Source organism: Pseudoalteromonas mucoides (genome assembly GCF_049257175.1).
Lineage (GTDB): Bacteria > Pseudomonadota > Gammaproteobacteria > Enterobacterales > Alteromonadaceae > Pseudoalteromonas.
Genome location: NZ_JBMMUC010000016.1, coordinates 123,709 through 136,427 on the forward strand (window position 1 = coordinate 123,709; position 12,719 = coordinate 136,427).

General features: G+C 38.8%; 10 protein-coding genes. 1 reads left to right on the forward strand and 9 read right to left on the reverse strand.

The annotated features are described in order from the left end of the window. Window positions 1-38 precede the first annotated feature (38 nt). Genes AAEU30_RS17115 through AAEU30_RS17150 form a run of 8 tightly spaced genes read right to left on the reverse strand, consistent with a single transcriptional unit; the run spans window position 39 to window position 6,823 of the window. On the reverse strand, window positions 39-887 hold the full coding sequence (locus AAEU30_RS17115; protein ID WP_421961555.1) for a fumarylacetoacetate hydrolase family protein: 849 nt from the start codon (window positions 885-887) through the stop codon (window positions 39-41). 25 nt (window positions 888-912) lie between these two features. Next, window positions 913-1,257 (reverse strand): L-rhamnose mutarotase, encoded by a 345-nt coding sequence (locus AAEU30_RS17120; RefSeq protein ID WP_421961556.1) that lies wholly within the window; start codon window positions 1,255-1,257, stop codon window positions 913-915. Next, window positions 1,258-2,604 (reverse strand): L-fucose:H+ symporter permease, encoded by a 1,347-nt coding sequence (gene fucP, locus AAEU30_RS17125; RefSeq protein WP_421961557.1) that lies wholly within the window; start codon window positions 2,602-2,604, stop codon window positions 1,258-1,260. Between the two features lie 47 nt (window positions 2,605-2,651). Continuing rightward, window positions 2,652-3,419: an SDR family NAD(P)-dependent oxidoreductase gene (locus AAEU30_RS17130; protein ID WP_421961558.1), complete on the reverse strand. Its 768-nt coding sequence runs from the start codon at window positions 3,417-3,419 to the stop codon at window positions 2,652-2,654. 11 nt (window positions 3,420-3,430) lie between these two features. Next, window positions 3,431-4,279, reverse strand: a complete 849-nt coding sequence (locus tag AAEU30_RS17135) for an amidohydrolase family protein (RefSeq protein ID WP_421961559.1) — start codon at window positions 4,277-4,279, stop codon at window positions 3,431-3,433. 5 nt (window positions 4,280-4,284) lie between these two features. Further along, window positions 4,285-5,313 carry an aldo/keto reductase gene (locus AAEU30_RS17140; protein ID WP_421961560.1) on the reverse strand — a complete coding sequence of 343 codons (1,029 nt, stop codon included), beginning with the start codon at window positions 5,311-5,313 and terminating at the stop codon, window positions 4,285-4,287. A gap of 14 nt (window positions 5,314-5,327) precedes the next feature. After that, window positions 5,328-6,521 (reverse strand): UxaA family hydrolase, encoded by a 1,194-nt coding sequence (locus AAEU30_RS17145; RefSeq protein ID WP_421961561.1) that lies wholly within the window; start codon window positions 6,519-6,521, stop codon window positions 5,328-5,330. Next, window positions 6,518-6,823 carry a UxaA family hydrolase gene (locus tag AAEU30_RS17150; protein ID WP_421961562.1) on the reverse strand — a complete coding sequence of 102 codons (306 nt, stop codon included), beginning with the start codon at window positions 6,821-6,823 and terminating at the stop codon, window positions 6,518-6,520. Before AAEU30_RS17150 ends, AAEU30_RS17145 begins: the two co-directional genes overlap by 4 nt. Window positions 6,824-7,801: 978 nt before the next feature. Between AAEU30_RS17150 and AAEU30_RS17155 the strand changes: the two genes are divergently transcribed. After that, window positions 7,802-10,552 (forward strand): TonB-dependent receptor, encoded by a 2,751-nt coding sequence (locus tag AAEU30_RS17155; RefSeq protein ID WP_421961563.1) that lies wholly within the window; start codon window positions 7,802-7,804, stop codon window positions 10,550-10,552. A gap of 970 nt (window positions 10,553-11,522) precedes the next feature. Here the strand turns inward: AAEU30_RS17155 and AAEU30_RS17160 are convergent. Continuing rightward, window positions 11,523-12,527: a transposase gene (locus AAEU30_RS17160; protein WP_421961564.1), complete on the reverse strand. Its 1,005-nt coding sequence runs from the start codon at window positions 12,525-12,527 to the stop codon at window positions 11,523-11,525. Window positions 12,528-12,719: the final 192 nt, after the last annotated feature.

Sequence of the window (12,719 nt, forward strand, 5' to 3'; positions counted from 1 at the left end):
AGTAATTAAATTATGTTTCTCAATTGCTCTTACACTTATTAACCTTTATAGCGCACAACGGTTTGCTCTTGCACACCTAAACCACCAATACCTAAGCGCATTACATCACCTTCTTTAAGGTACACTGGCGGTTGCATACCTAAACCAACTCCAGGAGGAGTCCCCGTACTGATGATGTCACCAGGTTGTAGGCTCATATATTGGCTAATATAGTGCACTAAGAAAGGCACTTTATAGACCATAGTATTAGTATTACCATTTTGTACTTTTTTACCATTAAGCTCTAACCAAATACTTAAATTATTAAAGTCATCCACTTCATCTGGTGTAGCTAAAAATGGTCCTACTGGGCCGAAAGTATCGCAGCCTTTACCTTTACACCACTGGCCTGCACGCTCAATTTGGTACTCGCGCTCAGATAAATCATTAACGACACAAAACCCAGCAACATAATCCATAGCATCGGCTTCTGATACGTACTTCGCTTCTTTACCAATCACCACACCTAGCTCAACTTCCCAATCACTTTTTTCAGACTTAGGAGGTAACTCAACATTGTCATTAGGACCGACAATTGATGACGTTGCTTTAAAAAATAATACCGGCTCTGGCGGTACATCCATGCCAGACTCAGCAGCATGATCAGCATAGTTAAGCCCGACACAAATCATTTTTCCTACTTCTGCGACAGGCTCTGCAATACGTACATTATCTGCAACTGCAGGCAAAGTAGCGAGATCAATTTTCTGTAATTTCGCTAGACCATCTTCAGCAAAAAAAGCGCTGTCATAATCATTAATATGCTCTGATACATCTCTAAGTACATTGTCAGCATCTAAGATACCTGGCTTTTCTTTACCTACTTCACCAAATCTTACTAATTTCATAAATACCTCTGTTCGTTAATTATTACTATTCATTTAAATCGAAAATTCTTTCCATCAGCTGCCACTTACTCCCCAACTCATAACCTGGTAGTGCTTGCTGAAATGTACTCATTAATGCTTCCCACTCTTGTACCTTATTGTTCATCAGGTCCATTTGTTGTTTTTGTGCAAAGCTAAAATCATCTGTTGCCACAATAGTCATAAACAAGCGATTACCTAGCAAATAAATTTGCATATCTATAATTCCGGCTTGTTTAATTGAATCAATCACTTGAGGCCAAACATTGCCCTTAGCGTGGTACTTTTTATATTCGTTAATTAACTCAGGATCATCTTTGAGATCCAGCGTCAAACAATACTGTTTCATCATTTACCCTACTTTTTGAGAGCGTTTGCCATAACTTGCAATAACAACAAAGCAAATAAGTGGCAGTACAAACGACGCTTTTGTCGCAGAGAATCCATCCAGCACTGTGTTCATATCGATGATTGATGCCTGTGCCATTGGTAAGAACGTGCCACCGACGATAGCCATTATCAGACCTGCAGCGCCTAATTTCGCGTCATCGCCAGTCCCTGCTAGTGCAATACCATAAATTGTAGGGAACATAAGTGACATACAAGCCGAAATACAAACTAATGCGTAGATACCCGCTATACCTTCTAAAAAGATGGTAGCAATAGTAAAGCCAATGCCTGCCGCAGCTAGTATCATTAACAAGCGACCCGGATTAATGTATTTGAGTAGAAACGTACAAACGAAACGGCTTATACAAAAAATGATCATGGCATAAATGTTGTACATTTGTGATTGTGCTTCAGCCGCTTTTTCTGACATACCCGTTTTAACCAACACTTCAGTGCCATAATGAATAATGAAGGTCCAACACATAATTTGTGCACCCACATAAAACATTTGTGCGATAACCCCTTCACGATAGTTACGGTTTGCAAACAAGCGTTTAAACGTACCGCGAACATCTAAGTCACTCGATTTTTTTTCTGTTGTAGGCATCTTTTTAATCGCAATAATGATTAAAACCACAAGTACTACAAAGCCAATCACTAAATAAGGATTACGAATAACCTGTAAGTCATTACTTGTAATTGCAGCCAGTTGCTCTAAAGCGGAATTAGATCCCTGGGCAGCGAGCTCTCTGCGCTGTGCATCTGTTGCCGGATTTAGTTTTTGAATAATAAATTGGGTGGCAATAAACATACCCAACAAAGATCCAACAGGGTTAAATGCTTGTGCTAAGTTCAAACGTTGTGTAGCTGTTTCTTTTGGCCCCATTGATAAAATATACGGGTTAGCACTGGTTTCTAAAAACGACAAACCACAGGTCATTACAAAGAATGCCAGTAAAAAGGGCGCAAACGCTTGCGCTCCCGCTGCAGGTATAAATAAAAAAGCCCCTAATGCGTAAAAAGCTAATCCCAAAATTAAGCCTGCTTTATAAGTGTACTTTTTTATAAAAATAGCAGCCGGAATAGCCATCAAACCATAGCCACCATAAAAGGCAACTTGCACTAACGTGCCTTCGGCAGCGCTCATTTGCAAAATTTTAGAAAACGCTTTCACCAAAGGGTTAGTAATATCATTAGCAAACCCCCATAAAGGGAAACATAGCGTCACCAAAATAAATGACGCTAAAAACGCCTTAGGTACGACTTCATACTTTTGAGATGTGTTGCTCATTACGCATGTGTTGTTCATTTTGACAACCTTTTTTATTGTGTGTTATGTGTTAGCTTAGTATTAAACTAGTTATTAATAGTGACAAACCCACCATCAATCGGGATATTGGTGCCAGTAATAAACGATGCTTGCTCTGAACATAAATACTGAACTAAGCCTGCAATTTCGTCCGGTGTTCCCATTCTGCCAATGGGTTGAGTTTTAGATAACTTTTCAAACATTTCTTCTTTGTTATCGGCGTAATTTTTTTCTAGGTAGCTTTCAACAAAAGGAGTATGAACACGCCCAGGCGCAATACAGTTACAACGTATACCGTAATCAACATAATCTCTGGCAATTGAATATGTCATCGTTAAAACAGCCCCTTTACTCATTGAGTAAGCAAAACGATCTGGGATACCCACCGTTGACGCTATCGACGCCATATTAATAATAATCCCGGCACGTTGCGCCTTCATGGTAGGCACAACAGCGGCAGCACAGTTGTAAACACCTTTAACATTGACGTTATAGACTTTATCTAGTTCTTGCTCTGATGTTTCTTCAATTGTGCCAACTGAACCAATACCCGCGTTATTGATTAAGATATCAATACTTTCGTTGTCTTGTGCAATTGTTGCAAATACGTCAGACACCGCTGCTGCATTTGAAACATCAACCGCGAATGCATCGGCTTGCCCGCCCGTAGTTTTAATTTCTTTGGCAGTGGCTTCTGCCGCTGCTAAATTTAAATCAAGGACGATTACATTATAGTTAGCTTCGCCGAGAGCTTTACAAATACTGTAGCCAATGCCGCTGCCGCCGCCGGTTACTACTGCTATTTTATTTTTCATTTGAATATTCCTTAACTTACTAATTTATAAAAAGCTTTCGCCGTATTAGACCAAAGGTTTTGTTTATCTTCTGCGCACCAATCAGCTGTTAGTTGCTCGGTTAATGAGTACCAATCCGTGTAACTACTGTTAATATTGACCACCGGCCAATCACTGCCCCACATCATTCTTGACGAACCAAAAATTTCAGTCACAATCTGTAAATAATGAATGAAATTTACAACCTCAGTTTGCTCACTTGTCGCTTCTGTTGTTAAGCCAGATAACTTGATATACACATTGCTACAGGTTTTAAAAGTACTTAGCGCGGTTGCCCATGTCTGAAACTCATTATTGGCAATGTCTGGTTTAGCACAGTGGTCGATAACAATGTTTAACTGCGGATACTGCTGCGCAATTTTTTTTATACTCTTTAGGTGCTCTGTTTTAACTAACGCATCAAAGGTTAACCCCCGGGTTTCTAACTGCTTAAATATCGGTGCAAAAGCGGGATTTAAAATCCATTCAACATCCTCGATATCCTGCAGCATAGGTCGTACACCTTTAAATTTTTGCTGCTCGCAAAGGATTGATAATCGTTGACACACCTGTTGTTCAGATAGAGTCCAATCAATCCAACCCACAACCCCGCCAATAACAGCACTATTTTTAGCCAGTGCTAACATAAAATCAGTTTCAGCATCTGTGGCAGCCGCCTGAACCAGCACAGTTTGAGCTGGTTTATGCAGACTGGCTGCTTGCGTATAGTCTTCAGGTAAATAATCACGATACAATTGCGTCAGCGCTGGTGTTAACCACTGGTAGTCACCGCGGCTTAACTGCCAAAAATGATGATGGCTATCGATCACTGTATGAGACATAACATTTACCTTTTATTAGGAAGTGGCGCATCTTCTCTTAATAAACCAGCCTGAATTAAGCTTGACCAAAATTCGTCTGGTACTTCGTGCTTAAACAACTCGACTGTTTTACTCACTCGGCTTTCACTGCCCATGCCCGGGATAACGGTTGCAACCGAATCATGACCCAATGGAAACTGCAGCGCGGCTGCTGCAAGAGGAACCGCAAATTCCTTACAAATATCTTCTATTTTACTGACCTTAGTGATGATATCTGCAGGTGCAGGTTCATAGTTATAATGCGGCACGCCACCATTTTGTACGCCTGTCGCTAAAATCCCTGAGTTATAAGGACCGCCTAAGATTATCGAAGCGCCATACTGCTGACACTTAGGTAAAAAGCTATCTAAGGCATCTTGCTCTAATAACGAGTAACGTCCTGCCAATAAGAAACAATCAAATTGACCTAAATCCATCACTCTTTCACAAATTTCAGTTTCATTGACGCCTAAGCCGACTGCTTTGATCAAGCCTTGTTGGCGAAGTTCATCCAGTGCTTTATAGCCACCTGAAACTAATTGTTGGTAATAGTAAGGGTCTTTATCACCATGCGTATCAGCACCAATATCGTGAACCAGCAAAATATCAATTGCTGCTAAGCCTAAACGCTGAATGCTATCTTCAAACGAACGCATAATACCGTCGTAGGTATAGTCATAATGGGCATCAAATGGCATCGGGGTATCAAAGCCATATCTCAATTCATCTACTTTGGCATTGCGATCGGGGGTTAATATCCGCCCAGCTTTAGTCGATATAACATAATCAGACTTAGCACAAGTGCGCAGTACATCGCCCACTCTACGTTCACTTAACCCTAAGCCATAGCGTGGCGCAGTGTCGAATAAATTGATCCCCAAAGATAACGCCGTATGCAATGTTTTTTGGGCTTCATCATCCGATATTTTTTTATATAAATTACCGAGTGATGCCGCACCAAAACCTAGCTCAGATACCTTTACTGTTGTGTTACCAATTTGTCTCTTTTTAAACATACAACTTAACTCCACTACCTAATTGTAGGTAAACAAGTTGGGCCAATTGCTTCAAACTTCTTATAAGTTAAAACAAATTCTTGGTGGCCTAATGCCTCTGATTTAGATGGCTTACCTTGAGCAACTTCGCGTACCAGCTGATAAATTTCTTCACCAACTTGATCGACACTTGCCTCGCCTTTAATCACTTTACCCGCATTAATATCCATATCGTCTGACAAATTGTCATAGGTTTCTGGGTTTGCGCACACTTTAATTACAGGCGAAATCGCAGAGCCAACAACCGAACCGCGACCGGTAGTAAATAAAATAATATGCGAACCAGATGCAATCATTTCGACTATCTCAGCGTTATCAACAATGTTCGGAAAGCCAAACATGGGTTCGCCATCGGGGACCACATCCATTAGGTATAAGCCACCTTGAGTGGGAATATCACCGGGTTTAATTAAACCATGTATTTTTGAACTGCCCGACTTTGCGTAAGCCCCCATTGATTTTTCTTCTTGCGTTGACAGGCCACCTTCCGCATTACCTGGCGCAAAACTACCGTACCCCATTTTGGTATAATAGCGTTCAGCTTTTTCGACCGACTTCATGATCTCCACGCCCAACTCTGGGGTGATGGCACGTTCAGCCATAATTTGTTCGCAGCCAATCAACTCACCCGTTTCTTCAAACATACAAACGGCATCATCAGTAATTAACTTATCAAAACAAACGCCAACACCTGGGTTTGCCCCAATACCACTGGTACCATCAGAACCGCCACAAATGGTGCCAACCACCAATTCGCTGATATCCATAGGCACAATTTCTGCCTGATATGCACTTTGACGAAGCTGCTTAACGCTAGCTAAACCAGCATCAATTGTTTTACGAGTACCACCCGTTTTTTGAATCACCAAGGTTTCAACATCACGGCCACTCGCAGTGATCGTATTTGCCAATTGCTCTCGATTAAACCCTTCACACCCTAAAGACACAATCAACACACCCGCTACGTTTGGGTGAGTACATAATTTTTCCATGATGTTTAAAGAGTAATCATTTGGATAACAACCTGGAAAACCTATTAACTGCACATCGTCTTGATCTGAGCCATTCACAATCGCTCTTGCTACATGATGGGCACACTCAACTAAATAAGTCACCAAAATAACGTTACGAATGCCTTTGCGACCATCCTTCCTTAAATAGCCTTTCATGATTTTTCCCCTACTTTCGATTGACGAGTATGGCTTGCTATATAATCACTTTTCATATTATGTAGGTGAACATGTTCACCAAACGCGATGTCTTGCGTTGCCGAGCCTATGGCAACACCATACTTTAAAATTTTGTCACCTTTGGCAATTTGTGTTCGAGACAATTTATGCCCAACAGTAATATCTGCGGTCATCGTTACTGTGACGCCTTCTAACGTTATCGAGTTACCAGCAAGTAATTCTCTACAACATACAAAAACATTGTCTTCTTTGTTCAATAGAACAAAATGTTTATTTATCATTTCTACATCCTAAAAATATTGTTCTAGTGGGCCATTCGTGTCCAAGTAAAAGACCTTTCCCACATTAATTGAAAATATTTACCTGGCTGCTAACAAGCTTTCCTGAGCATGATTTGATTTAAGCACTTATTTAAAAATCGGTCAACAATAAATGTGTATTTTTATATTTAAACGTACACAATAAAAAGACAACCACAAACAACAAAATATTATAAGTAGCTGATTTTAAAGAGATAAAACAACAATAAACACAAGTGAATGGATAAACCATTCAATTTAAATTCAATTAACATAAATGCAACCAAGGCAGGATCATACATGTAGGAAAGCGTAATTTAGCAGTCTATAAAGATAGGTCAGAAGCTTACAGCCAATCTAAACGCAATCATTAAAAACACTTAACGGGGTTAAACAGTGTGGCTGGCTCAACCCATAGCGGGTGGCTCGTAACTTAAATACTGTATGCCTCGACTCAAACACGGCAAGACCATAACCCCTCCTAAAAACCATTTAAAGGCATTAAATTACAACCACTTACAATCATAAAACCTTAATTTAAAGAAACTTTAGAGTTAAGTGTTCTAGCGAGTCGACAGCAAATAAAACTCCTACAAATGGATATTGCTTAACAATCCAGTTAACTCTATATAGTGTTGCAACCTATGACTTTAATAATCTTTCAAACTTTACTAATCAACTAAACACACTCGGTTGTAGCAGATTTTCTACTGTAAATACCATTTGAGTTTTGAATGACCACAACAATAATACCCACTTCACCACGAGTGCGTTTTTTTAAACTAGCTCTAAAACCTTAACGACGGCTTATAATCAGTTGAAATAATTGAAATTACTGAAAATATTTTTTACCACCAGTCATTGTGTACTTTTATATTTAAAAGTATTGATATGCAATTGTTAATATGTCATTTTAAAATAATGTAAATTTTATTAACTAAACTATGGAGAACACACACAATGAAGAAAGCCCTAAAGGTTAGCGCATTAAGTTTAGCAATTATCAACACATTGACTATTTCAACATTAGCGAATGCAGCCCAGCAAAACGAAATAGAAAAAGATGATATTGAAACAATATCTGTAACAGGTATTCGCTCAAGCTTAAGTCGCTCACAAATGATTAAACGATATTCAGCATCTGTCGTAGAGGCAATTTCAGCCGATGATTTAGGTAAATTTGCAGATGAAAATATTGTGGATGGCTTGTCTCGAGTCCCTGGGGTCCAAGTTGAAAGAAATGATGGGGGTCAGCAAGGAGACCGAATTAGTGTACGAGGTTTAGGACCACAGTTTGTTACTGCGACTGTTAATGGCCGTACTTTATTATCTGCTGGTAGGGAGGGTGGGCAAGGCAGTGTTCGCTCTGTTAATTTAAATGTACTACCACCGAATATGTTTTCAGGCGTAATAGTAAAAAAAACACCAACGGCTTCTGATACAGCATCAGGTTTAGGAGGCTCTGTAGATTTACAGCTACTAAAACCGAGTGATCTATTTAAAAATAAAGATGAAGGCAATGTTGTTGGTTCAGTTTCAGTGCGAACCGACTACCCCACTCTTTCTGAAGAACTAGGGTACAGAGTGAATGGTATTATCGGTTTTAAAAGTGATGATGAAGTATGGTCTGGCTATGTAACAGCTTTACAAGGGGAATCGCATCCATCTCGAAATCAAAATTTCCCAATAAATACCACAAGCCTCGCTGATGTTAATTTAGATGATAACGCAGATGGAATAGCTGACAGAACTGCAACTGTAACAACATTTAGTGCCGTAAATTTAGAGCCTATTAGAGAAGATAGATTAACTAATTCTATATCTGGTGCACTCCAGTTTTCTCCATCATCTGATCTTCGAATTGTTGCCGACTACATATCTACGGAGTTTGACAATAAGTCGTTTCGCAACAGAGGCCGGCTGAACCTTTTAGATAATGCTTCAGGAGCTGCATTTCAGAGCGGCCATGTTATAAACTCAGACTTTATAAATATTAACGAACAAGGAAATTTAACAGCTGTAGATTTTGATGGCTGTACTGGTTGTGAGCCTATAGGTCAATTAATGCCTATCCTATTTAATAATAAAACAAATACAACGCTTTCAGGTATAAATTTCGACTGGCAGATAAATAACAACCTGAATATGGTCACCGACCTATATTTTTCACATACAGAATATGAACAAGACCTCCAATACTCATCTCTGCTGGTAGATTTGAATGGCGGTAATGGAGTAAGTTTTGAGACAACAAATGAATCATTATTAATAGATTTTGGCCAAAACCTGATTAATTCAAATAATGCTACTTTTACAAATGGTGCTACACGAAGAGATTTTTTTGACGCGAAAGATTATGGAGTAAAATTTGATTTTAGTTATGAATTAGAAGGTAACATTACATCTATTGACTTTGGCCTTCGCTACTCAATTGGAGACGTAGATGCACAGCGAACAGCTGTAGGCTTAGTGGCTAACTCGATAGGGTTTGATCAAGGAGATGGCATTAGTTATCCAGCCGCTCCAGGAGAAGCCGAAAGTGCATTAAATGCAACATTTGGCGAAGGTGTTACAAATTTTGGTGATATCTTCCCTGCACTGCCCAATTTAAGTATTGATGAAGCAAAAGCAGTATTGCCGGCTTTAAGTTTAGTCCCAGCAGTTGATCCTACTTCTTCTTATCAACTCAAAGAAAAGATACTCGCACTTTACACTCAGGCTAATTTTGATATTGATTATAACTGGTCGGGGAATGTAGGTTTAAGAGCTGTGCAAGTTAAAACAACAGCAAAAGGTGCTGAAGTTTCAGGCTCTCTTGTTGCAGGCAATTTACCACCAGATTCTAGTACTTTAATAACTCCAGTAGAAATAAAAAATGATTATATACACCTTTTACCCTCTGCTAACCTAAGCTATAAATTTACAGATGATGTAGTTTTTCGCCTTGCAGGTTCTAAAACACTAACGATGGCTGATCCATCAGAGTTAGCCCCAAGAGCTAATATTTCTGTAAATGAACAGGGTCAATCACTCTCAGTTTCTAAAGGGAATCCAAACTTAGATCCATTGAGCTCAGTCAACTTTGATGCGACTATTGAGTTTTATACACAGAACGATGGGGCAATCGTATTTAGTATCTTCAGAAAAATGGTGAGCAACTTTATCATCCCTAGAGTATCGTATGAGCAATACGGTAACTCTGCAGGTTTGATCCCCGTATCACAATTTGAAAATTATTCCGACGGTAATTTAGCTGGGTTCGAAATTGGTGGCAACCAACCTTTAGATTTCGTACTCGATGGGTTAGGTATACAAGCTAACTATACGTATGTTGATTCAAGTTTTGATAAGGATGTAGGTGATGAAGGATTTGGGTTTCCGGGTTCATCAAAAGACAATTTCAATGCAATTCTCTACTATGAAAAATCAGGCTTTGGTGCTCGATTGACTTATAGCTACCGTGATGATTATTTAAATTGTTTAGCGGGTAACTGTGATCAAAATGTATCGGGTAGTCCTTTATTCACCCAGGCTCAAAGTATTGTTAATCTAAATTTTGGATATGATTTGACCGAAAATGTAAATGTAACATTTGAAGTCAATAATATCACATCTGAAGATAGACGAGATTTTGCAATAGATGAGTCGAACTTTGCTGGCTATTATGAAAAAGAAAGAACTGTTGTTTTAGGCTTAAGTACAAAATTTTAAACCAATAAACATCATGAGTTTAAATAAGTTTTAACTTACATCTGTCAGACTTGATTGCAAGGATTCAATTAAATCTGGCAGTTGCCTATTACCATGATCATTAGTTCATAAGCCTGTAACGGATTCTGTGTAACTGCATTATAACCTGTAGAAAGCTTTTCATCATCGGTTCGCTGATCTTCAGGGACGAAAAAAAGAAAAAGGACAGGCATATTTTAAATTAACACAGCTCACAAAGTGGAAGGTGTTTTATAATTTAAAGCGCTTAGTGCTGGACAATCATCGGGGGAACAGTGACATAGTTAATATTTCTTTAAAGGGTGTTTATGAGCACACCCGACGCTCAAACTCGATCTGATGAGAAGCTAACTCAAAACATATTTACCTCATGGTTTCACCTGATTCTGTAATACCAAGCCGCCAAGCATTTTAGTCCCGCTTAAGCACTGTGTGAAAGTAATTTATCCCAAGTAAAACACAAAATAGCCAATACAACACCTGTTACTACTATACTTTGTTGTAGCTTAATATTAATCAGAGCTTCTTGTTTATATGATGCAGATAATAGTTTTTTAAAAGGCGTAAAAAACATCCTGGGAGCTAACCCGGTACCTATAAGTATTAAAAATACAGCGAAAATATTCATTAGTTCCAGGCCGGAAATGCTTTGATTAAAGAACTTATACACTCCTATAATTAAAAATTAAAATGCATGTAACCAGCACAAACTGAAAACAATTTTTTCTTTCAACAGGAGTGAATTCATAGATGATATCCTTATAGCCCTAACATTACATTCAGTAGCTGATAATAGCTTGCTAAAATTGTGAAGCGGAACCTTGTAAGCTGTTTACACTACCATTTATTAAGATTACTTAACATATGCAGCAACGATAACCGGTACAAAACTAATACAGCTAATCCATGAATTTCAGCACTTATTTTCAATCACTTTATCTAATTAAAACTGTTAACCCGTTCCTTTGTACCATTTTACATCATTGGTTGCCGCCTGCTGTTTTAATCGTTGTTTACTACCTGCAAAATTTGAGTACAGCTTCCTGAAACGGTGCACTGATTCAAACCATTGCGCCACTTCTATATTCAACGTAAGCAGTACGCTGGGAGTGGCGTTATCTATATGCCCTTTTTTCTTTAAAACAATATGACGGCCACTCCAATCAAGTAATTCAATGTAATCTAGTAAAGCAAAGGGGAGCGTGTGTTTAATCTGGTTGCCACCAAATGGTTTTAGTGCTGTTGGCTGACTTTCATGCTGATTATTGTCTTTGTGCTTTGGTGGATTGCTCTGTTTTGCCGTGTCTGCATTAAAGGCTTTAAAATGCACTATACGCTCTTTAATTGAGGTGAAGTCACTGTTTTCGAGCGTCTCTGCTATGTTGGCTCTAATAGGATTTAAATCAACGTAGGCCATACAACTGAGGAGTGCAGTTTCATCTAATAATGCTTGCGACTTATGGCGCCCTTCCCAATACTTGCCGGTACAGTTGTCTTCTTTATTGGCTTCACGGGCGATGTGTTCATTGAGGTTTTTCATATACCAGCTTATATCGTAAAGCCTTTCCCGCCATGTTGCGACTATCTCATTAAAGAAACGTAAACTCGTTTCATCTAATTGCTCACCATTTAAATAGCGGTCGACCAATGTATGTCCGTTATAAAGTTGATACCAACGTTCAATTATTTCATCATCAGTCCAATCAAGTGCTTCTCGCCTATTAACATTCACAACGAGATGATAATGATTACTCATAATCGCGTAAGCTGCAATTTCTATAGCAAACACGCTACTTAATAGCTTCATCCGCTTAATAAGCCACTCTCGACGGTGATCAAAGTTTTTACCCGTGTAATTATCATCACCACACAAAAAAGCACGTCTAACGCACCGTACGAATAAGTGATAATAGGATGTTGCTGCTAAATCAATGAGGTTTTTTCTTGCGCGAGTCATAAAATTCAAACATTAAAAAACACTGGATATAATAGGCTGTGTTGTAGTTGAGTGTGGGTATTGAAAATACATATCATAATGCCTCTTTTATCCATGTTTGATCTGAATACTCAGTGTTATCTTCCATAAACCTAAACCAGCTTAAATAATTCTCAATGTAGTCTGTACCAATGCCATTAAAACGTCTTAACC